The sequence below is a fragment of the Paenibacillus xylanivorans genome (assembly GCF_001280595.1).
GTDB lineage: Bacteria > Bacillota > Bacilli > Paenibacillales > Paenibacillaceae > Paenibacillus > Paenibacillus xylanivorans.
Genome location: NZ_LITU01000056.1, coordinates 17,742 through 42,599, shown reverse-complemented (window position 1 = coordinate 42,599; position 24,858 = coordinate 17,742). Strand labels below are relative to the sequence as shown.

The following is a 24,858-nucleotide window of genomic DNA, read 5'->3' as shown; positions in this document are numbered from 1 at the left end:
CATGAATTCAACCCTTTCGCCAGAAGGAATCGGAGGCAAATGTTGGCTATGATATATTGTTTAGATTCTCCGTGGTTCGCCGTTAATATACGTAAGTGCTCGTCCAGTTCTAACGATTGTGTGAAGAATGAATAAATTACAGCCGATTCCACCACAATAGTAGCATTTCCAACAGAAACCAGGGATTGGAGTGTGGCAGGTATGGATCAACAAACGGATAAATTAACAAGGAAGCTGCTGCTGAATAGCAACTCCCGCGGAGTAGCGGATGAGGTTGTGCCAATGGATGGGACGTTGGAGGATACTGAATATGCGGAAGTGTATACAGATGGGACCTTTCAGTCAGGGAGCTTCTGGGGGATCTCGAATACGGTCCATGAACATGAATGGCAGGGTCGAGTGGAGACTCATGAGATGTTCCGTCGCAGTTATGAGTAATGGCTTCAAGTATTAGGAATTATTCGAGTCAGCTGTTATCAGCTTGGCTCATTTTTTTTGAGTAATTACCGATAAAATCTAGACAAGGTACGTCTAGAAATGGACATTTCCTCACGTTGACTTGAGGTTCACAGGATGATAATATACTAATATCATCTTAATACACATTAAACTTATCGGATTTATATATAATTAACAAAATGAACAAGAGCAGGGAAGAATGGAAAGGGGAAATGGGCATGGAGCGTCAGATCAGTATTCGTCATAGGCAGGAAGAATTAACAGCCACGATTCATTATCCGGTCGTCAAAGACATCAAGGAGGGAAATCATCAACAGCGCGTTCCTCTTGCTGTCATCTGCCATGGATTCGTAGGAAGTCGGATCGGTGTGGATCGTCTGTTTGTGAAAACCGCCCGTGAGCTGGCCGAAGATGGGTATTTGGTGCTGCGCTTCGATTATATCGGCTGCGGGGAGAGCAGCGGTGAGTACGGAGCTGAAGGGCTTGAGTCCATGATTACCCAAACACGTTCTGTGCTGGACTATGCAGTAAATTGCAGTGATGTAGATCCAACCCGTGTAACGCTGATAGGTCATAGTCTGGGTGGAGCTGTTGCTCTGCTGACTGCTGTCCGTGACAAACGAGTCAAGAATCTCGTCATGTGGTCATCTGTGGGATATCCGTTCAATGATATTGTGAAGATTACGGGACGTAATGTGTACGATGAAGGGGTGAAACTGGGATCTGCTGATTATCTCGGCTACAAGTTTACTCCGGCATTCTTTGAATCATTGGCTGAACATCAGCCATTCCAGGAAGCTGTTAAATTTAACGGGGATGTTCTGGTGGTGCACGGCACGTCGGATGAGATCATTCCTGTAGATTACGCGTTCCTGTATCAAAAGGTATTCTGGATGCGCCAGGAAGGCCGCTGCGACAAGGAGATTATTTTCCAGGGCGATCATACCTTCTCTTCCGGTAAAGAGCGTGAACAGCTGATCACGCGTACGAGAGAATGGCTGGGAGAGCGTCAGAAGATCGAACAGGATTGGCAGCATTGGATGATCTAAGAGTGATTATATCTCAATCTTTTTCGTTAGGTAGGAACATCCATGTCCAATATGGATTAGTCCATAAGGCAACATGCGCGTCCAGATTGCATCTGATTGGGATGTTAGCTTGGAAAAGCGCCTTCTTCGGGGTAAAATAGAAGGGTAAGCATCCTATCCGTGTCTGGAGGTTGGCAGCAATGACATTACCCGCATTATTCATTGCGCATGGTTCTCCCGCTCTGGCGGTGGAGAGCAATGACTACACTCACTTTTTGAACCAGCTTGGAGACAGGCTGCCGGCTCCGAAAGCCATTGTTGTATTTACGGCGCATTGGGATTGTCCCGAACCGTCCGTGACAATGGATGATACACATCAGACCTTGCATGATTTTTACGGATTTCCCTCTAATATGTATACAATGAAATACCCTGCATCGGGTCAGCCAGACCTGGCGAATGAGATCTGCGCCTTGTTCACTCGGAGTAATCTTGCACATCAACCGGTTCGTGGCCGAGGCCTGGATCACGGTGTATGGGTACCGCTATTACACATGTATCCAGAGGCCAATATTCCTGTTATTGCAGTATCTGTCGATTCGTTGCGTTCCCCGCAGGAACAGTATGATATTGGCCGGATGCTGGAACAGCTGCGTCATGATAATGTGCTGATCATTGGCAGCGGTGGAACGGTTCATAACCTGCGCATGCTTGGCAGCAATGATGAACCGCAAGACTGGGCAGTGGAATTCGATAACTGGATCGGCGAGCGGCTTGAGCAGTGGAACACGAGAGAGCTGTTTCAATATGACAAGAAAGCTCCCCATGCCCGCACGGCAGTTCCATCTTATGGAATGGAGCACATTGCGCCCTTGTTCTATGCCATGGGTACGGCGGACATGTCCCGATCTGCCAAACGTCTATTCCAGTCGTATCCATACGGTACGCTCAGTTTGAACTGCTGGCAGTTTGGTGACGGCGTATAACTTGGAGCAGACAACAGAACGTCAACAGGTCTGTGGCTTTTATTTCGTTAATGCGTGTGTGGTCAATCTACAAGACAGACATTAGCTATTAAATAGTTGAACAAAAAAAGGTTTCTGCGGCCAGCATGATGGGCTTCAGGAACCTTTTTCTATGACTCGAGCATCTGCAAGATTGTGTAGCTACTTACGAATTTCGAAAAGCTCACAAGCTGTACGCGAATGATAAGCCAGATCACTTACGCTGGACTGCACAACAATGGTATTGTTGTCGAAACGGATAATGATGCCACCGGAATCAATCTGGTGGTTATCTTTAAAAACACGAACCTTATACTTCATTTCCATGGCTTCCTGGAAGTCGGCATCGGTTTCAAGACGGCGCTGGGTTGGCATGTTATGTACTCCTTTGATTATAATCGATCGATATGTTCATCATAATACGTGCTTCTGTAGATGAGCAAGTCAGATGAATGTACAAGCTGATCAGAGAACAAAAAAAGTCCTGCTCTCCAGGGGGAGGGGAGCAGGACCGCGAATACCTATTTAATTTTTAGGCTGTTTTGTGCGTATGATTTATCGTTGGTGTGTCTTTATGCTGGCTGCCTTTATTGCGAGTGAACAATCCGCGGAGGTAAGGCATTACCCAATGATCCAAACCGATTTTACCAGCGTTCGCACCAGCGACTACAAGGAAGACTTCCATCAGAACCAGTTGAGCATTCGTGCTTACTGTTCCCGAGAAGAGGAACGCGAAGTTCATGACCATTGCCATCAGTGCTGCCAGTGTTGTAAAGCATCCAAGAACGAGACCCAGACCTACAAGGAATTCACCCAGAGGGATGATGAAGTCGAACAGTCCCGCATTTGGTACCGCGAAGTTCTCAAGGAATGTTCCCCACCATGCCTGAACGGTTGGATTTTCACCCGTTGCTTTTCCTACTGCCCCTGCAAGGAATCCTCCAGCCTGGAATCCGCCTGTCAATTTGCCCCAGCCGTGTGTCATCCAGTCGTAACCGATATACACCCGAAGTACTGTCAAAATCCACATTGCCACTTTGTTTTCTCTAAGCCATTGGTTGAAGCTGAACATATAAACCACTCCTTCATGGAATTTAGTGTGTGTTGTGTTTTTCTTTTTCTAAGTGATCACCTTTGATGTCTTTATTGTATAGTTCAAAAGTCATCTTGTTTGTGATTATTATCACAATCTAGTTCAAATTTTAAGTAAGGTTTGAGAAGTTCACATTTAGGACATATTTTTCAGCCTATCCTAAGTTTCAAACGTAAAATGCAGGGTAGGAAATGCTCTTCTTATCGAAGACAAATGGTGCTGTGTGTGATTAAATGGAAAGAAATACGTGAAATGGTCACCTACATAAGAGCAACTACAGCCTAGATTTCAGCCATATCGTCCAGGAGGTACATATATTGAAGCAATTGAAATGGAACAAAACGACGTCAGCGGCGTCGCTGCTTATTCTGGCCCTAAGTCTGGTTGCTTGCCAGAGTAAGGAGATGGTCCAGATTCCGAAGCCAGAGTCCGTTCCTACACCTGTACAGGAAGAACAAGTGACGGAAGAACCCGCCACGTCGCTCTACACCGCACCACTGACGGGCCTGCCTGTTGATGAAGCAATTACACGCCGCCCACTGGCGGTCATGATTAACAATGCTCCTGCAGCGCGGCCCCAATCAGGTCTGAGTGCGGCAGATATTATTATCGAAGTGCTCGCTGAGGGAGGAATTACTCGTTTTATTGCCATCTTCCAGAGTGAAGGCGGGGCAGAGACGGTTGGACCCGTGCGCAGTATCCGCCCTTATCTAATCGAGCTTGGTGAGAGTTATGATGGTGTATTGGTTCATGCGGGCGGCAGCCCGGATGCTTATTCCATTTTGCAAAAGCAGCAGAAACAGCATATGGATGAAATATCGAATAGCGGCCCTTATTTCTGGCGTTCATCGGATCGTAAAGCCCCACATAATCTGTACACTTCGGCGGACAAGCTGAGAGAAGGCGCGAACACCAAAGGGTATAGTCACGACTTCAAATCCCCTGTGTATACGTATAACGAAGAAGGAGCCACATCCGCTGGAGAGTCAGCGAAGCAATTCGATCTTCATTATTTATTGGAGAGTTACCGGGTAACGTATGATTATGATGAAGTTAGCGGACGATATATGAGATTAGTGAACGGAAAAGCAGATCAGGATTTGGATAACGGCAATCCCATCGGAGCGGCCAACATTATTGTAGCGGGTGCGAATCACAAGGTGCTCGACAACGTGGGCAGACTGTCCGTTAATCTGGAGCAGGGTGGTGAAGCGATGCTGTTTCAGAAAGGTAAAATGATTCGAGGGCAGTGGGTCAAGAAACCGGGTGATATTATTCGATTTGTGCAAAATGGGACCGAAGTTGCTCTTGTTCCTGGCAAGACTTTTATAAGTATCGTTCCGAATCAGCCTGACTTTGCAGGGCATATCAAAATTCAAAATTAATCCAATTTGAAGAGAAATGTAAACGCAGTGTAAAATTTCATCATCATTTTTCCAGCCATTCCAAATAATTAAGATTCATTTCAGATTTATGTGATAAGAATATAAAAAAGGATCATGCCTTATGTACAAACCGTGAAACATTTATGATAAGATATCAAAGGTTGTCATTTCATGTTTCATCGGTTATCGGCAATTTCTCGTAAAGGGGATAGAGCTATGAAGCTTAAGAAGAAGAAGGATATATTTTTTGAGACACTAGAGAACATGGCAGATACGGTCGTGCAAGCGGCAGATTATTTCTCCCAACATGTTTCCAACCTTCAGGATGTGACTCTTTTTGCCAATGAAATGAAGAAGTACGAGTCCCAGTGTGATGATTATGTTCATACCATCATTACAGAGCTCAACAAGACATTTATCACGCCGATCGAACGCGATGATATTATGGAACTGACAACAACACTTGATGACGTATTGGACGGACTTGAAGCAACGGCTTCCCGTTTCTATATGTACCAACTGACTGAACCGGACGAATTTATCGTGCAGTTCTCTGAAATTTTGCGCCAATCGGCTTACGAAATTCAGAAGGCCATTCATCTGCTGTCTCAGAAAAAATTGCTGGCGATCCGCGAGTACACGATTCGTCTGAACGACCTGGAAAACCAGGGTGACGAAGTGCTGCGCATGTGTATCAAACATCTTTTCGCTACTGTGTCTGATCCGATTGAGTTGATCAAACGCAAGGAAATTTACGAGCGTCTTGAGACGACAACGGATGCTTGCGAAGACGTAGCGAATGTGCTCGAATCCATCATTATGCGTAATTCTTAAGGAGCCAGAGAATAATGGAAACAACGATTTGGGTATTGGGTATAGTCGTCTTCCTTGCACTGGCGTTTGACTTCATTAATGGTTTTCACGATACGGCGAATGCCATTGCAACTTCGGTCTCGACACGGGCACTGACCCCGCGCCGGGCGATCCTTATGGCTGCGGTGATGAACTTTGTCGGTGCCATGATGTTTACTGGAGTAGCGAAGACGATTGGGGGGAGTGTAACAGACCCCACCACGCTGGATAATGGGATCGAGGTCGTCATAGTCACCTTGATCGCCGCGATTATCTGGAATCTTGTTACATGGTGGTTCGGTATTCCTTCTTCATCCTCGCATGCATTAATTGGTGCTCTTGCTGGAGCAGTACTTGTTGGCGCAGGGGCTGATAAAGTCAAATGGAGTGGATTTATTGACATCGTCGGAGGATTGTTAATATCACCTCTGATCGCATTTGCCATAGGTTATGTGGTCATGACCATTCTAAAATATATTTTTGCCAAACGCAGTCCACATAATGTGAACAAAGGTTTCCGTACGGTACAGATTTTCACAGCAGCGCTCCAGGCGTTTACACATGGTACCAATGATGCGCAGAAGGCAATGGGGATTATTACTTTTGCACTGGTCGCAGCAGGCGTACAGGATCATCTGGATGTTCCGCTTTGGGTTAAAATCTCCGCGGCAACAGCGATGGCTCTCGGTACTTCCATCGGTGGATGGAAAATCATCAAAACGATGGGAACCAAAATTTTTAAAATTGAACCGATTAACGGGTTTGCAGCTGATCTGTCAGCCGCATCTGTTATTTTCACGGCAACATTGCTCCACCTGCCGGTGAGTACAACTCACGCAATCACATCTGCCATTCTGGGTGTTGGTTCCGCGAAGCGTTTCTCAGCCGTCAAATGGGGACTTGCTGGACGTATTATTATTACGTGGTTTATTACGATTCCGATTACTGGGGCGCTGGCAGGATTATTGTACTGGATCATTTTCTAATTAGAAGAAGTGTTCCGGAACAAATTCGGGGTTTCAGACAAACTGTTCATAACTATGTGAATATCGGGATATGTGGACAATTATACAACCAAAATGAAGAGACGCCTGTGCATGAACGTGTGGACAGGCTGGATATGTGGATAGCCATCCGTGGAATGATAAACCAAAAGAAGATATTCCTGTGGATACAGGAAACTGTGGATAGGGAAATGAGAGAAGCCAACAGGGTTGGCTTTTTTTGTTGTCGCGTTCGCAGGATAACGTGTGTACAATGGGCTGTTGCAGGAGACGGTTCGGTGGTTAAAGTTGTACAATAACGTAAAGGATACAAGACAAGGACGTGGTCTAATTTATGATTCGTACACTCGCCATCTCACGGGATCATCAGGTATCTGTAAATGTACCACTTACACAGCTGGATCTGCAGGATTATGCCTGGGTTTGGGCAGATTTCAATCAGCCTTCGGAAGAGGAAAGCCGGTTACTGGATACATATTTTCATTTTCACCCATTAGCCATTGAGGATTGTATGCATGTGTTGCAGCGGCCCAAGCTTGATTATTATGACAACTTGCAGTTCCTTGTGCTGCATGCGCTGAACCCTACCACATTGGAAGCGGAAGAGGTGGACCTGTTTCTGGGTTCGAACTTCCTGGTTTCGTTTCATCACGGGATACTGGAAGAAGTCGATGAAGCGTGGGAGAGGTTGCTGCATCATGCGCACGAACGAACCATCTGGGCTCGGGGTCCAGTGGCAGCGGCGTATACAGTGATGGACAAGCTGGTCGATCATTATTTCCCGTCTCTGTTTGCCATCGAGGATGAGCTGGCTGAACTGGAGAACAGGGGCGGCAAGGAGTCGGTGGAAGACCTGATGAATCAGGTGTTCGACCTGCGCAGTCGATTGCTGAAGCTTAGACGAACGGTAGTGCCCATGCGGGATCTGCTCTATCGGGTAGTCAATTCTCAGCATGTGCAGCGAACAGGAGAGCATACCGTATATTTTACCGATATCTATGACCATTTGTTGAAGCTGACAGACATGATTGAAGCCGATCGGGAAATGACGGCAGACCTGCGCGACAGTTACATTTCGCTGAATTCGAACCGGATGAATGCTATTATGAAGACACTCACGGTGATTACAACAGTCTTTATGCCACTGACGCTGATTGCAGGGATTTATGGCATGAACTTTGCCTATATGCCTGAGCTGCAATGGAAGTTTGGGTATGGGGCAGTGCTGCTGTTAATGTTTGTTCTGGGTGGAAGCATGGTGGCCTGGTTTGTGAAGCGGGGCTGGTTTAAGTAAGGAAGAATAGAAGCTAAGCGGGATAACAAGAAAATAGTAAGATAAAAGTTAGCGATCTGCAAAGATCGCTTCTTTAACCTGTGTATGATGTGCATAAGAGGGCAAATAGGAGTACATATAGATTCGTTTTCGGAATAGATGTCCACATGTGGATAAGATAAATGAAGAAGCATCATGTGCATAACTTGATTTTGATGGATATTTAGCTGTTACGAACAGGGTGAAAATAGTAAAAGGCATCTTCAGTACTGAAGATGCCTTGGGGAATCTCTCAAGGAATGAACTCCATGAGCTGAATTTTAACATGGGATTCTTATCATACAATGAACCGTGCTACGTTTTCATGATAAGTTGGATGGCTACATGCATAGTGTAGGTTACTCTGTTTGCTCCAATACAAATGTGGCCGTAGCGGCAGGTTGTCCATTAACGACAATCGTTAGTGTATGCAAACCAGCGTAATGTTTTCTCGTCGTAATAACTTTGAACGACTGCTTCGTTGCAACTCTGGTTCTCCCGGTAGGGAAATTCTTGTCCGAGCATTTGAAACGTTTGGGTGCTTGCTTGCCATTCGCTTTCATATATCCAATTTCATATTCGATCCGCAGCATCTGGGACTGACCACTCTCATTCACGACATCAAAGGAAAAATGAAGATCTTCACCGATGGCTACGGTATCACTTACAAGCTGAAGATGCTCGATATGTGTCGCATCCTGCTCGACATAGCCAAAGAGACTCAGCGCCTTCGGATGCCCCTTTTTCAGCAAAGAGCGGCTTGCATGACGAACAATCCAGTCAGTATACTCATGTTGTCCATACCAGCTGGAGGCCAAATCCAGGACCAGTTCCGGATGGTCTTTCGAGATGTCGTTCAGGTGATTGGCTACACTTTTACGGACATACAGGGACTCGTCCTGCTTCAATTCATGCAGAATTGGAAGTACTGGCGTTGGTTCGGTGATGAATCCTCGTAATTTAGAGCCCCAAGGAAGACGCGGACGACTGCCTTCACTGGCAAGTCTGCGAATATGCTCACTGGGACTGCTTGTCCACTGCATCATTCGTTTCATCGTTTCAATGGGGTAGCGTTCAATAAACGGGCGTACCGCGAACTCGGAACTGGAATAAGGTGTGAAGACAGTCAAGTACTTCATGGATAGTTCGTAGTTTTCCGGCGCAAGTCCGTTCACTTCAATAAAATCCGGTACGAATAAATACTCGACCCCTCGCATCTGTGGTGCTGCCTGCTCAATCACGTGCAATGCCTCTTCATAGTTGTCAGGGAGCACTTGAGTCAATGCCAACGTGATGCGGCGGATCCTAGCTTTGAATTCCAAATCCCCCCAGCCTTCGGCAAATACAAGTTCACGAAATTGTTGTGTGTCCAGCTTGGGGTAGAATTGGTGTAACCGTTCTCCCGTCCGTTCGATTAATGCGGGAGTATATTTGTCTTTAAACAGTTCCATAGTCCGCCTCCTTTAATTATTATCCAGTATACCTCAAATCATAGATATAAGAACATAAGTTCTTAAAAATATCTATTATGATTATGTTCTTACTATGAAAGAATGAGTGGATTGAAGGGGAAGAATAAGGTTGAAGTGAATTAAGCACCCCCTAATGAAAGAGGGCGCCTGGGAAAAGAATTAGAGTTTTTTGCTTCTTTTGGGACGACGTTTCGTAGAATTGGATTTATTACGGCCGGTTTTGCTATTCGTATTACGTTTGCGCGGAGCAGCAGTCGTTTTCTTACGGCGTTTGCGTGAGCGAGGTGGCGAATACTCTTCATAATCTTTATCCGCTGCACTGCCGCTTTTTTTTCCTTTTCCAAAAGGCAGAATCCCCATCACCAGTTTCATCATGGGTGCCATCTGCTGGAAGCCGCCAACGACCTTTTGCATTTTGCCGATTCCACTCATGATGCCATCAATTCCACCGAAGCGGTCAATCATTCCTTTCAGTTCTCCGATGTTAGCCAGGGAAAAGCCTGAGGAAGACGCAGGCGCTTCCACCGAAACAGGAGGAGCAACAGGAGCTCCCCCGCCGAAAAAGTTTCCACCAGGTCCCCCCGGACCACCTGGACTATAAGGTACAAGTCCCGATGCTTCGACTTCTTGAAACTGAGGGTAGTATGGATCTACTCCAGGATACATGGGCTGAACCTGGCCTTCATTCAATGACCGCGGGATCGCCCCAGGCGGCATATAGGCAGAAGTATGGGGCTGCCGATGCGTATGGGAAGACGGACGCTGCCGTGGAGCGGGCTGACGGTGATAATAATGCTGTGGCATGAACTATCACGTTCCTTCTATGTTGGATTTCGGAATTGCGTTCCTTCAGCTGCTGGATGTGTATAACAGACCGAGATGGAACTCCCTTTTGATATACTGTATGTCATTAGCGGAGATACGGCGTAGGCGAGTATCCCGCAAAACGGGATATTTGCGGATTTGGGCGCAGGAGAGGATGAGAGGTTCACAGTGGAATTATATGTTTTAGACACAAATTTGTCACATTTAAAACGAAATAATTCCTACATATTTAATCGGAAATATATGTGGGAAAAGGGTGAAAAACGTGAGATTGAGGGGGTTTGTGCGCGCAGGGAGGACATTAATACGCTATGAAAGCGGTAACATGTATTTTTGTTCTGTAGTGCGTGAAATCGTTAACGCTTGAAATACCAACTCAGGGTGAGTACAATGAAGGTACACAGTAACCGCTAGGGGATGATGATGAAATGCAGCTGAAAAAGCTAAATGATAAAAGCATTGAACAATTATTTGAGGCTATTTTGACTCTAAAAGATATTGAAGAGTGTTATGTGTTTTTTGATGACCTCTGCACCGTAAACGAGATCCAATCCATGTCCCAGCGGCTGGAAGTAGCACGTATGCTTGGCAAAGGAAATACCTATAACCAGATTGAAGCTGAGACAGGTGCAAGTACAGCCACGATCTCTCGTGTAAAACGCTGCCTGAACTACGGCAATGACGGTTATAAAATGACACTGGAACGCCTGGGACGTTAAGAATGAAGAAACCGGGTGTACTCATCATTAGTCACGGTTCTCAGGAGAAGACCTGGGTAGAATCCGTCGATGACGCGGTCTCCCGGTTGAATCTGCCTGAACCATTGCCCGTTGAAGCCGGGTTTCTTGAACTTGTGGAAGGACGCCTGATCCAGGACGGTATCAACCGACTGGAAGCACAGGACGTAACCGATATATTGGTCGTACCTCTGTTTGTTTCGTCCGGCAGTACACATGTGGATGAGATTGAGTATGCCATCGGTGCCAAAGATGCTCCGGAGCGAGAGACGGATCTGGAGCCATTCAACGTAAAAGCACAAGTCCACTTCGGTTATCCTGTGGATAATGATCCGGATATTGCGGTCATGGTGTGGGACAAGGTAAAGGCCCTTTCGCAGCAACCGGAGCAGGAAACGATTCTGCTCGTCGGACATGGGAGCATTCACGATGGATTCCGTCAGCGCTGGGAAGCGGGGATTTCTTCACTCGCGCAGCGAGTACAGGAAGTCAGCGGTGTCGCTCATACCGATTATGCGCTGCTTAATCCGGATAGTGTGTACGACAAGGCGAAATACTGGAATGAAGAGCGGGGGAGCCGAGTGATTGTGGCGCCGCTGTTTTTGAGTGCCGGTTATTTCACGAAGAACGTAATCCCGGGCCGACTGAAGGAGCTGGATTATGTGTATACTGGCGAGACGCTGCTTCCACATCCGCTGTTGGGCCATTGGCTGGAGCGCCAGATTCAACTTTTACTGGAAAAATGCAATCAGGTTAAGGTTTAGTTTAGGGAAAGCAATTCGCTGCCAGCGATCATTTTCGGTAGCTTCTAACTTCAGCATAAACAATTAAACAAAAACGGCAGAGATGCCGTTTTTTTGGTGCACTTTAGACATGTAGAGTGCTCAGTTTGAATGCTGCGAAATCAATCATGAGAAACGGCATATACCATGATCCTTCAATAATCTCCTAAGTTATAATCAGGATGCATACCTCCCGTTCAATTTCTACCAAACACTAAAAAAACACGCCGAATCAGGCGTGTTTTTTTGTATTAGACAAAGCCCTCTACGAGGCGGAATTTCGGATTCATTCCGGCCAGACAGAGTGGAGGATCAGGGTCCTAACTCTGAAATGATTCTCTTTACAGGAAAGTTTTTGTCTGATAAGATGTCAACATTCAATTGTTAACCCAAATAAATAATTTTGGTTAACAATTGAAATGATCTAACGGAAGGTGATATCTTATGACACATTATGAACGGCTGGCAGCTATAAATAAGGCTCATCTATGGAACCCTTTTACGCAGATGAAAGATTACAATAATTCCGATCCTCTCATTATTGAACGAGGCGAAGGCGTCATGCTGTATGACGTCAAGGGACGTGCTTATTATGATGGCTTCTCCTCGGTATGGCTTAACGTCCACGGACATAACGTACCCGAGCTGAACCAAGCCATAACGGATCAGTTGGAACGTGTCGCACATGCTACGCTACTCGGAATGGCTAATGTGCCTGCGATTGAGCTTGCAGAAAAACTGGTGGAGATTTCACCAGAAGGATTAAATAAAGTATTTTATTCCGATTCGGGAGCAACCGGTGTCGAGATTGCAGTAAAAATGGCGTTTCAATACTGGAAAAACCGAGGAGAAACAGGTAAAACGAAGTTTATTACGATGAATCAAGCCTATCACGGAGATACGATTGGTGCGGTTAGTGTCGGTGCAATCCCGTTGTACCATGACGTGTTCCGTCCGATGCTGTTTCCTACTTATGTCATTCCATATCCTTACGCTTATCGACATGAGGACGACGAACGGGAAGCAACGGAAGCTACGTTAACCGCATTGCGTAATGTACTTGAAACCAGTGCAGATGAAATCGCGGCTATTATCGTAGAACCGATTGTGCAAGGGGCTAGTGGCATCCTTATTATGCCAGATGGCTGTCTACGCGAGATGGCAGCACTTTGCCGCACTTATGGCGTACTGTTCATAGCTGATGAGGTGGCGACAGGCTTTGGTCGGACAGGCGCTATGTTTGCTTGTGATCTCGAAGAAGTATCACCTGATTTGATGGTGATAGGCAAAGGCCTTACAGGCGGCTATTTGCCTGTGGCAGCGACGCTTGCAACGGATGAGGTGTACAACGAATTTTATGCAGATTATGAAGAGCAGAAAACATTTTTCCACGGTCATTCCTTCACAGGTAACCCGCTCGGTTGTGCTGTTGCTTTGGCTAACTTGAAACTATTTGAAGAGCGCAACTTGGTAGAAGGTGTAAGAGCCAAGGCGACTTTTGTGGAACGCAAGCTCGCAGTGCTTAAAGATTCCCCGCATGTCGGTGATATCAGGCAGAAGGGATTGATGATAGGAATTGAGCTAGTACGGGATAAGGAGACTCGTGAACCTTACGATTGGGCCGAACGCATCGGCGTTCGTGTAACCGGGCGGGCCAGAGAGCTTGGCATGCTTACGAGGCCGCTTGGTAATGTTGTGGTGTTCATTCCTCCTCTTGCCAGCACCGAGGCTGAGCTTGATGCAATGACCGATATCCTGATGAAATCCATTCTTGATGTCACCGAAGGTGGTTTGGAAACATGAATGTAATTCGCGGATTATTCGTAACAGGCACGGACACCGATGTTGGAAAAACAATTGTAACAGGAGGTCTTGCTGCTGCGCTTCGTGCTGAAAATCTGAATGTAGGCGTCTGGAAGCCCGTGCAGTCCGGTACACTTCTTGGCAGCGGAGAAACCGATGCAGAACGTCTATTGCAATACACCGGAATTCATGAACGTGCCGAGGATGTGGCGCCATTTACATTCCAAGCTCCTCTTACCCCGATGCTCGCTGCCAAGCAGGATGGGGTGGATATTACGTTACAGGAGATAATCAGCGCTGGTCAGCCGCTAATCAATCGATACGAATCGGTACTCATCGAAGGGGCAGGGGGCGTCGCTGTTCCACTGACCGAAGACTCTCTTGTAGTGGATCTGATCTCGGAGCTTCGGACACCGGCTTTGATCGTTGCGCGCACAGGTCTAGGTACAATTAATCACACACTTCTTACGGTGTCATACCTGCAGCAGCATGAGATTCCGATCGTAGGTTTTATTCTGAACGATGGGGAATCTGACGAGATTTATAACGACTCCAGCATCGCAACGAACGCGGAGCTGATTGAACGTTATTGCGGCATATCCTTTCTTGGACGCATTCCCCGCTTCATGGACGAAATAAATACGGAATTGTTGATCCAAGTGATTCGAGAAAAGATCCATTTAGCACCAATCAGGCAGGCATTAACAGTTCAATCCATGGAGGATGAATGAAGATGAAAACAACGGTAACTAATCTAGAATGGTCGTCGCTTGCGAGTCGATCGTTGAATGGCGAATGTTTATCAATTGAAGAGGGACTTGCCGTGCTTGAAGCAAGCGACGATGAGGTACTGCCGCTAATGCAAGCGGCTTTCCAAGTGAGGCAATATTTTTACGGCAAGAAAGTGAAGCTGAATATGATTATCAACGCCAAAAGCGGCTTTTGTCCCGAAGATTGCGGTTATTGCTCACAATCCATCGTATCAACCGCACCCATCCAGAAATACAGCTTGCTCGACAAAGAAACGCTGCTTGCAGGAGCACATGAAGCTATGGCGCGTAAAGCCGGAACTTATTGCATTGTAGCATCAGGGAAAGGTCCGACCAATAAGGATCTGGATCAAGTTGTAGAGGCGGTAAAAGAAATCCGTGAAACGATGCCACTTAAAATCTGTGCCTGTTTAGGAATCTTGAAAGACGGTCAAGCAGAACGTTTGGCTGACGCAGGCGTACACCGATACAATCACAACCTGAACACAAGCAAAGCCAATTATCCCTCGATAACCACAACGCATACCTATGACCAGCGAATTGAAACCGTGGAAAAGGTAAAAGCATACGGTATGTCCCCTTGTTCCGGTGTCATTATCGGTATGGGGGAGAGTAATCAGGAGATTGTCGAGATGGCTTTGGCACTCCGTGAGCTTGATGCAGATTCGATTCCGATTAATTTTCTCAATGCGATACCGGGAACTCCTCTGGAAGGCGCGGGTCGCACTCCGGCGATGAAAGCCCTCAAGGTATTGGCACTGTTTCGGTTCATCTGTCCATCCAAAGAGATTCGTGTTGCGGGCGGACGTGAGATCAACCTTCGTACACTGCAACCCTTGTCACTGTATGCGGCAAATTCACTCTTTGTAGGTGATTATCTCACGACGGCAGGTCAAGAAATCTCCAACGATCATCAAATGATTGAAGATCTGGGCTTTGAGATTGAGCTAAATGCTCTTTAAGTCGGTACAGACTATGAACTGGATGGAAAAAGAACTTGCGTTATTGGCGGATGCTTCCAATGAACGTTACTTACGTGACAGTGCCACGGTTCCGGATGGTCCGGGTTATACGGTGCGAGGAGGACGTACGCTTCTCAACCTGGCCTCCAATGATTATCTGGGACTTGCACAACATCCCGCTATCATCGATACGATTCGTGAGACGCTTCTTACCGAAGGAGGAGGTTCGGGGGCATCTCGCCTTGTCACTGGGAACCGACCGCTGTATGGCCATCTGGAAGAGGCGCTGGCTACTTGGCAGCATAGTGAAGCAGCGCTTGTTTTTGCAAATGGCTATATGGCTAATTCCGGTGTTATTCGTGCACTCGTGGGGCGAGGCGATGTGGTCTTCAGTGATCAATTAAACCATGCGAGTATAGTGGATGGGATTGTACTGAGCCGCGCAGAGCATGCTCGATATCGACATAATGATATGGAGCATCTGAAGCTATTATTGAACAAGCATCGGGATAAACCACGGAAGTTGATTGTTACGGATGCCGTCTTTTCCATGGATGGGGATCAAGCACACTTGCGTGAACTCGTTGCGCTCAAACAGGAGTATGGAGCGATTCTGATGGTGGATGAGGCGCACAGCGGGGGGATTTATGGGGAACGGGGTGAAGGACTATGCTCTAAGCTTGGTCTGCAAAATGATGTGGATGTGCATATGGGGACATTTAGCAAATCGTTTGGTTTATATGGAGCTTATGTCTGCGGTAGCCGTACATTAATCCGCTTTCTCATCAATAAAGCAAGGCCGCTCATCTATTCAACGGCATTGCCGCCTTCTTTTGTCGCCGGTATTTCAACAGCGTTAACCTTGGTACAAACGGACCATTGGCGTAGGGATCGTCTTTACTCAGCCAGCAAGTCATTTCGTTCTTCGCTTAGTGATGCTGGATTTAACGTTGGCTCCGGGGATTCTCCTATTGTTCCAATAATCGTCGGTGATAACGAAAGAGCTCTTCGTTTCAGTGCGGCCCTTGAAGAAGGCGGTATTGCCGGAGTTGCCATTAGACCGCCTACCGTTCCTGATGGCACAGCGCGAATTCGCTTCTCTTTATCAGCCGACCATACCCCTAAGGAACTGAGCGATGCTGTGGCGCTAATCGGCAAGATCGGGCTTCAGTTAGGGGTGCTGAGATCATGAATGCATCGGATAATAATCCGCTGCAAATAGAGCGAGAGACAAGCGGAACCATATTATGGCTAACGGGATGGAGCATGCCAGATACAGTGTTTGACCGTCTTCGCCTGTTACTGCCTGATTTTCGTCATTTTTCTGTAGATTACAGTGCTGCCGATTCTCCAGAAGACATGCTGTGCTTAACTGAAACAGCAGTGAGGGACATGTTATTTATTGAAGGATCAGCTTGCAGAGATAAGGCGCTTCACGGTCCACTTCTGATATCAGGCTGGTCGCTTGGAGGTTTACTGGCGCTCAGACTAGCGGCAAAAGGTTACGTGGATGGCCTTGTTTTGTTCGGTGCAACGGCTCGTTTTACCCGCTCAAAAGAAGAGTTTGACTGCGGCTTAGCAGATGCATACGTTAGGCAGATGATCAAAGGAATCTCAAGGGATCGACATGTAGTTGAAACCAATTTTCGAAAGATCATGTTTACGGAGCAAGAATGGGAGACAGGCCTTGCTGAAGGTCTACCCCAAATGGGTAGCTGGACAACTCAAGCACTACTAGCAGGCCTTCAGATTTTGAGAAGCGAGGAATGCTTGTCTCAACTGCCGAGTATGGATTGTCCTGTTCTTCTTTTTCACGGGACTGAGGATAAGGTTTGTCCTTACGGTGCTGGCTTGGAGCTTATGGCTCAATTACCTCAAGCCAAGTTAATTACATTAACCGCCTACGGGCATGCACCTTTTTTGGGAAGGGAAGCAAACATAGCTGATGAATGGAGGAGATGGTGGCATGACCATTGGTAGAAATAGTGCTGTTCAACGCCAATTTAATCGTAGAGCCATTTCTTATGATGCACATGCACATATTCAGCGTTCTATGGCTGATCATTTAGCAAGATCTCTCGCAGGATGGAAAGGAAAAGATTTCCTAAGTAATACGAGCATTCTCGAAATCGGTTGTGGCACAGGGGCTTTGACTCAAATTCTAGTGAATGAATGGCCTAATGCGAACATTACTGCACTTGATATTGCTCCCGAGATGATCGAAGTGGCTTCAAAACGGTTCCGATCAGCAGAGCATTCAGGCTCAAGAAATCGTGCAACGGATCGTTTGCGTTTTCTTCAAGCGGATATTGAGACATGGGCAACAACTGCTCCGGAATCCTCCATGGATATCATCGTCTCAAGTGCCTGTTTTCAATGGATAAGTTCTCCGCAGGAAACACTGGGTCACCTTCGGCGAATGCTCCGACCCGGAGGCTTGCTTATATTTACGACCTTCGGGCCTGATACATTCTGTGAGATGCATGAGGCATTTAATGAAGTTTATCGAGTTAACGGAATGGAACCACAGCGGCATGGACTTTCGTTTCCATCCCCTGTTCAATGGGAAAACATGCTCAACCAATCAGGCTATTCTAGTTTCAATTGTGAGCGTTCAATCCATAAGGAAAAGTATGCTTCCGTAAGAAATTTTCTGTATACCGTTAAAGGAATGGGGGCTAGCACTTCAGAAGCAGTAACAGTATCCGGGTACAGCTTGCGGCGATTGTTCACTGATATGTATAGGGAGTATGAGAATAGGTTTAGCATGCAGGGAGGAGTCGCAGCGACTTACGATCTCCTACTCATTCAATCATTGGCCCCTTATTAATCATGGAATAAAGCGATATTAACCCTAAACGGAAGAAGGAAGAATCAGATGAAGCTCCAGCATAGAGATTAATTCTTCGACGATCTCCTCTGCAGGATATGGCATGGAATTCATGATCCACCATTCCAGCAGCCCAGCGGAGGCAGAAGCCAGAAATTGCACAGTGATCTCCCTGTTGATCCCCTTGTGAATGCCACACGCATCAATTTGCTCTTCGACCCCCTGAATCAGGAGTGTCATCAGCCGGTTTCGGAAGGCAGGGATCCCTTTTTGGGTTAATAGCGTGGTATAGACGGGAGCGTGCTGCTCTAGGTAACGAAAGGTTCGGAGCAACGCGTCCTTGATGGTCATGGGAGTGGTAGGACTCTCCACCATACAGCTCTCTACCAATTGCTGCAAATACGTCTCGATGCTTTGATCCAGCAGATCAAACTTGTCCGTGTAGTGCAAATAGACGGTACCACGGTTCACATTGGCCCGATCAGCAATGTCATTAATCGTAATTTGCTCGAAATCCTGCTCTTCCAACAACCCGATAAAGGCATCGGTTATGGCTTTTCTTGTTTTGACAACTCGTCTGTCCATGGCTCCTCCTTTGATGTTTTCAACAATATGGATCAATTCGTTGATTATTCAACAATAACGGATATTTTAGCGATTGAAGCGTTGCAGATGCTTTGTTACTCTTATTTTATCAACAAATGTTGATAAAGCAACGAATATCCATAAAATTTTGAAATAGAGGGATAACCAATGAACATATTAGTGTATGGCGCAGGTGTTCTGGGTAGTCAACTTGCTCACGTTCTGGTGCGCGGGGGAAATAACGTCACCATTCTGGCTAGAGGAAAGAGGGCAGAGGAACTGGAGAGAGATGGCATCGTCATTCGTCATGTGTTCCAGTTTAAAACGACCGTTGATCCGGTTCGGGTAACAAGAACGTTGGAAGAGAATGATCACTATGATCTTATTTTCGTGGTTATGAAATATAACGATTTTCCAACGGTGCTTCCCATTCTGGCGGCCAATCAGAGCAGTAACATGGTGATCGTTGGCAACAACGCAGATGCACGAAGCATGCAAATCTTTTTGGAGAAAAACAGCAGGGTGGAAAAAAAGGTCGCGTTTGGTTTTCAGGTCAGCGGTGGGCGGCGGCAAGAAGACCGCATGTTATCCATTGGTGGAGCAAGCGGGCAAATGGTGATTGGTGGGCTGGACGGTGAGATTGCCTTTAAATCCATACTGGATCAAGCTTTTGAAAAGGCGAAATACAAATTGAATTACCTGGACGATATCGATGCCTGGCTGAAAAGCCATATTGTGCCCATTCTGATGCTTAATGCGGTGAGCTTTAATGAGAAGCTTGAAATGATCAAGTTGGACGGGAACAGAAAACAAGTCCAGCATATGATTGGGGCGATGGATGAGGGCTTTAGCGTGCTTGAGGCCATGGGTATAACGATTATACCGGAGATTCAGGCGAAACTGATTCGCAAGCATCAACGGATGTTTTACCTTCTATTAAAGATTTATAGTATGCTTCCGATCCATAAACTGGTTGCGGGTTCCTTTGGGGAGATCGAGGCGTTAAATGATGCATTTACTGATTGGAAAAAGGCCACCCGTACGCCCACTCCTCATTGGGATGTGCTCAAAAAAGAATATTCTAATCTCAAATGAGATGACTATTGCTCAAAGTCCCGATATCGACTACAATTAAACCAACTAATAAAATGGGGATAAGGAGATATGCAGATGCGGGAAGTGCCTATGCGCTATGTCAAAGCGAACCAGATCGGGATTGTGCTATTTGTCGTCCTGTCGTTTCTGTTCAACCAGCCGTTAATTCTGGGAGCGTTATGGATCATCCAAGTCGTCGGTCTGGCATCTGGAGGAAAGCTTAATCTGTTTGTACAGATTGCGAAGGCCGTGTTAAATGGGAAAGGGACAGAGACACAGGCAGTAGAACTGCAACGCTTCAACAATATTCTGGCAGTATTATTTCTTACGCTGGCACTTATCTCGTTCGGCCTTGGCTGGCAGGTAGCAGGTTACATTTTCTCGTCGATGCTTCTCCTCGCTGCAAGTGCCGCATTGCTCGGTTACTGTGTGGGCTGCACCGTATATTTCTGGTATAAGCAATTACGTGCAGGCAGAAAGATTGGCTTTTAAACTATATATGATTGCAAAACAATCCCCTCCAAGTGCAGTGTCGACTTGAAGGGGATTTTACTTTTTTATAAGAGGATGGTGGTTAATTCGTTCTCTGCCCGAAGCATGTATTCAAATGGAGAGAAAGACTTTACATCTAAATTTTATCTAAACCACGCCTTGATTAAATTGTTTGTAAAATTATTATCGTTCAAAGGAACATTGGCACTGCCGAAATCTGTTGTATTCAGCGCATTACGCGCGGCAGACGTCAGATCATCCCAGCCGATCAAAGGCTGCATTCCACCCACGGTCCCCGTAACGCCAAGTTCATGATTTAGAGGCCAGGTACTATTATAGCTAATCAAAGGATTCGTACCGTTCAGGTTCGTGTTACTTGGTGCAACGTTTGTGAACTGCCCATGTCCTGAGTAGGCGATGGAGAGGATTTGAGGATTTTGTGCTGCGGGATTGTCTACCCATACAACGATACCTTCCCAGTCATGACGATGGCCGAGACCGGAGGAAGGAGAGTCTTTCGGGAAGTACCAGGCGTACATAATCGCCCATACGCCATTGTGCCATGCCGAACGGGAGTATACTTGCCCTGTGCTTGAACTGCAGTTACCATCTGATGCGCCTGAGGTTTGCAAGCCTGCGTTAGTATTGCCCTGTTGATCCACTGCGGGAAACGGCACGCATCCATGATAGACTTTTAAGTAGGGCTGGAAACGCTTTGCCGCTATTTGCGTAACTGTGACGGGGCCTACTTCCTGAAATCCTACAACCTGATCATGGTTAATGACCGCCGCTTCAACGGCTGTGACAAAGGAAATACAGGACAAGAGCGATACCATAAGCAATAATACGAGTTTTTTCATTCGGTGATCTCCTTCATGGGTATGATATTGGAATGTGTTGAGGATGCACTAAGACTATATTGGAAAAGGTTTCATTTTATTTGTCATCTCGTTCGGGAATTTTGTAAATTTTTTACAGGATATGTTGTCCTCATGATTTGAGAGGGTATAAGACTATTTCCGGCCCAAGCGGGCAGAATGGTGATGGATGGTTATAAATGACAGGAAATCCATAGGATTAGATTCAAGAGGAGTGCTAGAGGTTTATTTTGTATAGGATAGACAAGTTCGGAAGTGAACAGAAAGCATGCTCGTCATTGCTGGAGTGGGATAATTCTTTAGGTTTTATCGTTATTGTTATCCAGATGTAAAATTTCGCTATAATCAATATGAAAATAATTACTTATGTATCACAGGCTAGGACATCTTTACATTTGATGATATGATAGTACATAAAGGCTTTGGAATGAGACGGAATTCCTTATGCATATATATAAGTAGAGAAAAGTGTTGGGGCAGGATTAACGGACGTGAGTCATTGTGTAAAATGATGCCCGAATACGGTCACTCTCAGATAGTAAGAATATGAGGTCGTTCAGACTCATGGATAATGTGGAATAGGTGGCGTATGAGATGAAAAAAGCTCGCTTGATATATAATCCGACCTCAGGCCGGGAAGAAATGAAGAAACGTCTGGCTGATATTTTGCAGCGTTTGGATCAAGGTGGTATCGAAGCCTCGTGTCACGCAACAACGGGTGAGGGAGATGCAACCCGGGAAGCGGAGCTGGCGATTGAACGTGGATATGACATGATTATTGCTGCTGGCGGCGACGGTACGTTGTATGAAGTCATTAACGGTATGGCCGAGCGGGAGAATCGTCCTCCTCTGGGTGTATTTCCTTTGGGAACGACGAATGATTTTGCGCGTGCGCTGGGTATTCCGAGACAGTGGGAAGATTACGTGGATCTGGTCATTAACCAGCAGCTTCGTCCGCTCGATCTGGGCAAGGCGAATGATAAATATTTTATCAATATTGCAGGCGGGGGGTCGTTAACCGAACTGACCTATGAGGTGCCAAGCCGTCTGAAAACGATGATAGGGCAACTTGCCTACTATATGAAGGGTATTGAGAAAATGGCGAGCCTGTCTCCGCAGGAGTTGGTTATCCGTGCCGCGGGTCAGGAAGAAATTCATGATGAATTCATGCTGTTCCTTATTGCCAATACGAACTCTGTCGGAGGCTTCGAGAAGCTGGCTCCGGGTGCGACCATTGATGATGGTCTGTTCGATGTGATCGGTGTGCGCAAATGTAATCTGGCTGACATGATTCGCCTCGTAACCCTTGCGCTGCGTGGTGAACATCTGAATGACAAGAAGGTCGTTCATTTCCAAACGGATTATATGGAAGTGACATCGCCGGGCTATGTGCAGTTGAACCTGGATGGCGAGTTGGGTGGCACATTACCTGCGACATTCCAGAACCTGCGTCATCACCTGATGTTGTATCGTTAAGCTTGGTAGTATGGATCGAGGAGAAAATGTGATTTCCTGTTGCCGTGTGCAGTGGGATCACGTATAATCTCATGGTGCCTGAAAATGAATGGAATCTCCCTTGCACAAGGGATGAACATATATGAAGAAAGAAGTGAATGTACGTTGTCTAATACGAACCGCAGCGGTCGTGGAAAAAACCGCCGGAATTCGGCTGCCTCTCAGGGGCAAGGGAATGCTTCAGCGTCCCGTCAGCCGAGCAAATCATCTCGTCCATCATCACGTCAGCAAGGGAAAGAGGTGCGGCCACAAGGCGCATCTCTTTCTGCCATTCGTCCGAAGGGACGGGAACGTGAATCTGCACCAATCGAAGGACTTCCTGTTAGTAAAAATGAAGAGACCGTCATTGACATCATCGGCATGAACCATGACGGTGAAGGTGTCGGCCGTGCCAATGGATACACGCTGTTCGTGCAAGGCGCGCTTCCAGGCGAAACCGTCCGCGTGAGAGTGATGAAAACCAAAAAGCAGTACGGCTATGCGAAACTGCTGGAGATCGTGAAGGCCAGCCCGGATCGCGTATCTGCGCCCTGCCCGATCTACGATCAATGCGGCGGATGTCAAATCCAGCATATGAGTTACGCCGGACAGCTTGCGTGGAAACGCCAGCTGGTGGTGGATAATTTGCAGCGGATCGGTAAGCTGAATGTGTTGGTGGAGGATGCAGAAGGTGCAGTGAAACAAGGCATTCGTGTGTTGTCTACGATGGGTATGGACGAGCCATGGCGCTATCGCAACAAAGCACAGGTGCCAATCGGTGCAGCCGAGGGTGGCTTGGTGGGTGGTTTTTACGCCAAAGGAAGTCATCGGATCATCGACATGGACACGTGCCTCATTCAGCATGAGCATAACGATGAAGTGGTCGCCAAGGTCAAGGAATTAGGCAGCCATCTCGGTATTAGCGCATATAACGAAGAGACAGGCCGCGGTCTGCTGCGTCATGTGGTTGTGAAAAAGGCGTTCCGTACAGGCGAGATGATGCTCGTTCTGGTCACCAATGGCCGAGACATTCCACACAAGGATGCATGGATCGGCAGCATTCGTGAAGCGATTCCGCATGTGGCGAGTATTTGCCAGAACGTGAACAAGAAACAGACCAACGTGATTTTCGGCGATGAGACCCGCGTCCTGTGGGGCCGTGATGTAATCTATGATTATATCGGTGATGTGCAGTTTGCAATCTCGGCTCGTTCGTTCTATCAGGTGAATCCGGTGCAGACAGAAGTGCTGTACGGGAAGACGGTAGAATACGCTGGGCTGAGTGGCAAAGAGACCGTTATTGATGCCTATTGTGGCATCGGTACGATCTCTCTTTTCCTCGCGCAGCATGCGGATCAGGTGTACGGGGTTGAGATTGTGCCCGAAGCGATCGAGGACGCTCGCAGCAATGCGCTGCTGAACGAGATGAAGAACGTGAAGTTCGAAGTCGGTGCATCGGAAGATGTTATCCCTCGCTGGAAAGAACAAGGCATCGAAGCCGACGTCATCGTCGTCGATCCGCCGCGGAAGGGCTGCGACCCACGTTTACTGGATACGATTCTGGAGATGAAACCGGAGCGTGTGGTATATGTAAGCTGTAATCCGAGCACGTTGGCACGTGATCTGCGTGTGCTGGAGGATGGTGGGTATCGTACGGTTGAGGTAACGCCGGTGGATATGTTCCCGCATACGGTGCATGTGGAGAGTGTAGCGATGTTGGAGAGAAGCTAAACATAAACAGAAGGGGTTCGAGAATTGATACATGATTCTCGAACCCCTTCTTGTCTTTGTTTCGATACCATTCATTAATTTGTGAATAATTCTGGAGTGAGTTCATTAATTACAGTAGTCTAAAACTCCCATCATCCCAGGCGGTAGTTAATATACGTTCACACCCGTACCAAGCACGGATTTGTTTTGTACGGAATTACCAGATAGATATACCTTTTTCAGATTAGGCAGCTGGCTTAGGGTCTCTATATTGGAAATGGCATTG

Annotated in this window: 25 protein-coding genes; 19 read left to right on the top strand and 6 right to left on the bottom strand. The window is 46.8% G+C overall.

Features of this window, described 5'->3' with window-relative positions; all coding sequences use genetic code 11:
• Positions 1-201: 201 nt before the first annotated feature.
• The 3 genes from AMS66_RS12830 to AMS66_RS12820 all read left to right on the top strand — a co-directional run bounded on the left by AMS66_RS12830 (position 202) and on the right by AMS66_RS12820 (position 2,473).
• The gene (locus AMS66_RS12830) at positions 202-438 is read left to right on the top strand and encodes a hypothetical protein (protein WP_053781180.1); all 237 of its coding nucleotides are present in this window, start codon (positions 202-204) and stop codon (positions 436-438) included.
• 239 nt (positions 439-677) lie between these two features.
• Entirely contained in the window at positions 678-1,508 is an 831-nt protein-coding gene (locus AMS66_RS12825) for an alpha/beta hydrolase (RefSeq protein ID WP_053781179.1), read from the top strand.
• A 179-nt stretch (positions 1,509-1,687) separates the two neighbouring features.
• The gene (locus tag AMS66_RS12820; protein WP_053781178.1) at positions 1,688-2,473 is read left to right on the top strand and encodes a DODA-type extradiol aromatic ring-opening family dioxygenase; all 786 of its coding nucleotides are present in this window, start codon (positions 1,688-1,690) and stop codon (positions 2,471-2,473) included.
• Positions 2,474-2,653: 180 nt separating this feature from the next.
• On the opposite strand, the gene AMS66_RS12815 is transcribed toward AMS66_RS12820, so the two are convergent.
• Positions 2,654-2,866 (bottom strand): hypothetical protein, encoded by a 213-nt coding sequence (locus AMS66_RS12815; RefSeq protein ID WP_053781177.1) that lies wholly within the window; start codon positions 2,864-2,866, stop codon positions 2,654-2,656.
• Positions 2,867-3,023: 157 nt separating this feature from the next.
• Positions 3,024-3,563 carry a DoxX family protein gene (locus AMS66_RS12810; protein WP_053781176.1) on the bottom strand — a complete coding sequence of 180 codons (540 nt, stop codon included), beginning with the start codon at positions 3,561-3,563 and terminating at the stop codon, positions 3,024-3,026.
• A 338-nt stretch (positions 3,564-3,901) separates the two neighbouring features.
• Here AMS66_RS12810 and AMS66_RS12805 point away from each other — a divergent pair, with 338 nt between their 5' ends.
• From AMS66_RS12805 to corA, 4 genes are all read left to right on the top strand, one after another.
• Positions 3,902-4,969, top strand: coding sequence for a DUF3048 domain-containing protein (locus tag AMS66_RS12805; RefSeq protein ID WP_053781175.1), 1,068 nt, complete (start codon positions 3,902-3,904; stop codon positions 4,967-4,969).
• Between the two features lie 216 nt (positions 4,970-5,185).
• The gene (locus AMS66_RS12800; protein WP_053781174.1) at positions 5,186-5,803 is read left to right on the top strand and encodes a DUF47 domain-containing protein; all 618 of its coding nucleotides are present in this window, start codon (positions 5,186-5,188) and stop codon (positions 5,801-5,803) included.
• A 14-nt stretch (positions 5,804-5,817) separates the two neighbouring features.
• On the top strand, positions 5,818-6,807 hold the full coding sequence (locus tag AMS66_RS12795) for an inorganic phosphate transporter (RefSeq protein ID WP_053781173.1): 990 nt from the start codon (positions 5,818-5,820) through the stop codon (positions 6,805-6,807).
• 352 nt (positions 6,808-7,159) lie between these two features.
• On the top strand, positions 7,160-8,119 hold the full coding sequence (gene corA, locus AMS66_RS12785; protein ID WP_053781171.1) for a magnesium/cobalt transporter CorA: 960 nt from the start codon (positions 7,160-7,162) through the stop codon (positions 8,117-8,119).
• Between the two features lie 377 nt (positions 8,120-8,496).
• Here the strand turns inward: corA and AMS66_RS12780 are convergent, their stop codons facing one another.
• Both AMS66_RS12780 and AMS66_RS12775 read right to left on the bottom strand, forming a co-directional pair.
• Entirely contained in the window at positions 8,497-9,588 is a 1,092-nt protein-coding gene (locus tag AMS66_RS12780; RefSeq protein WP_053781170.1) for a DNA alkylation repair protein, read from the bottom strand.
• A 180-nt stretch (positions 9,589-9,768) separates the two neighbouring features.
• Positions 9,769-10,413 carry a hypothetical protein gene (locus tag AMS66_RS12775; RefSeq protein WP_053781169.1) on the bottom strand — a complete coding sequence of 215 codons (645 nt, stop codon included), beginning with the start codon at positions 10,411-10,413 and terminating at the stop codon, positions 9,769-9,771.
• 449 nt (positions 10,414-10,862) lie between these two features.
• Between AMS66_RS12775 and AMS66_RS12770 the strand changes: the two genes are divergently transcribed.
• From AMS66_RS12770 to bioC, 8 genes are all read left to right on the top strand, one after another.
• Entirely contained in the window at positions 10,863-11,153 is a 291-nt protein-coding gene (locus AMS66_RS12770) for a YerC/YecD family TrpR-related protein (protein WP_017690665.1), read from the top strand.
• A 2-nt stretch (positions 11,154-11,155) separates the two neighbouring features.
• Positions 11,156-11,935, top strand: coding sequence for a sirohydrochlorin chelatase (locus tag AMS66_RS12765; RefSeq protein ID WP_053781168.1), 780 nt, complete (start codon positions 11,156-11,158; stop codon positions 11,933-11,935).
• 462 nt (positions 11,936-12,397) lie between these two features.
• Positions 12,398-13,756 carry an adenosylmethionine--8-amino-7-oxononanoate transaminase gene (gene bioA / locus AMS66_RS12760; protein WP_053781167.1) on the top strand — a complete coding sequence of 453 codons (1,359 nt, stop codon included), beginning with the start codon at positions 12,398-12,400 and terminating at the stop codon, positions 13,754-13,756.
• Positions 13,753-14,487, top strand: a complete 735-nt coding sequence (bioD, locus tag AMS66_RS12755; protein WP_053781166.1) for a dethiobiotin synthase — start codon at positions 13,753-13,755, stop codon at positions 14,485-14,487. The genes bioA and bioD overlap by 4 nt, the downstream gene beginning before the upstream one ends.
• A gap of 2 nt (positions 14,488-14,489) precedes the next feature.
• Entirely contained in the window at positions 14,490-15,488 is a 999-nt protein-coding gene (gene bioB, locus AMS66_RS12750; RefSeq protein ID WP_053781165.1) for a biotin synthase BioB, read from the top strand.
• Positions 15,489-15,501: 13 nt separating this feature from the next.
• Positions 15,502-16,680 (top strand): 8-amino-7-oxononanoate synthase, encoded by a 1,179-nt coding sequence (gene bioF, locus AMS66_RS12745; RefSeq protein WP_082350678.1) that lies wholly within the window; start codon positions 15,502-15,504, stop codon positions 16,678-16,680.
• Positions 16,677-17,468 carry an alpha/beta fold hydrolase gene (locus tag AMS66_RS12740; protein WP_053781163.1) on the top strand — a complete coding sequence of 264 codons (792 nt, stop codon included), beginning with the start codon at positions 16,677-16,679 and terminating at the stop codon, positions 17,466-17,468. Before bioF ends, AMS66_RS12740 begins: the two co-directional genes overlap by 4 nt.
• Positions 17,455-18,318, top strand: a complete 864-nt coding sequence (gene bioC / locus AMS66_RS12735; RefSeq protein WP_053781162.1) for a malonyl-ACP O-methyltransferase BioC — start codon at positions 17,455-17,457, stop codon at positions 18,316-18,318. The genes AMS66_RS12740 and bioC overlap by 14 nt, the downstream gene beginning before the upstream one ends.
• A gap of 24 nt (positions 18,319-18,342) precedes the next feature.
• Here bioC and AMS66_RS12730 read toward each other — a convergent pair whose 3' ends face one another.
• Entirely contained in the window at positions 18,343-18,903 is a 561-nt protein-coding gene (locus AMS66_RS12730; protein WP_053781161.1) for a TetR/AcrR family transcriptional regulator, read from the bottom strand.
• A gap of 168 nt (positions 18,904-19,071) precedes the next feature.
• Here AMS66_RS12730 and AMS66_RS12725 point away from each other — a divergent pair, with 168 nt between their 5' ends.
• Positions 19,072-19,998 (top strand): ketopantoate reductase family protein, encoded by a 927-nt coding sequence (locus AMS66_RS12725; RefSeq protein ID WP_053781160.1) that lies wholly within the window; start codon positions 19,072-19,074, stop codon positions 19,996-19,998.
• A 75-nt stretch (positions 19,999-20,073) separates the two neighbouring features.
• Positions 20,074-20,490: a DUF4395 domain-containing protein gene (locus tag AMS66_RS12720; RefSeq protein ID WP_053781159.1), complete on the top strand. Its 417-nt coding sequence runs from the start codon at positions 20,074-20,076 to the stop codon at positions 20,488-20,490.
• 143 nt (positions 20,491-20,633) lie between these two features.
• On the opposite strand, the gene AMS66_RS12715 is transcribed toward AMS66_RS12720, so the two are convergent.
• Positions 20,634-21,350, bottom strand: coding sequence for an NPP1 family protein (locus AMS66_RS12715; RefSeq protein ID WP_053781158.1), 717 nt, complete (start codon positions 21,348-21,350; stop codon positions 20,634-20,636).
• A 612-nt stretch (positions 21,351-21,962) separates the two neighbouring features.
• Here AMS66_RS12715 and AMS66_RS12710 point away from each other — a divergent pair.
• The gene (locus AMS66_RS12710) at positions 21,963-22,844 is read left to right on the top strand and encodes a diacylglycerol kinase (RefSeq protein ID WP_053781157.1); all 882 of its coding nucleotides are present in this window, start codon (positions 21,963-21,965) and stop codon (positions 22,842-22,844) included.
• Between the two features lie 111 nt (positions 22,845-22,955).
• Positions 22,956-24,593 (top strand): 23S rRNA (uracil(1939)-C(5))-methyltransferase RlmD, encoded by a 1,638-nt coding sequence (rlmD, locus tag AMS66_RS12705; RefSeq protein ID WP_053781209.1) that lies wholly within the window; start codon positions 22,956-22,958, stop codon positions 24,591-24,593.
• The last annotated feature ends 265 nt before the right edge of the window (positions 24,594-24,858 follow it).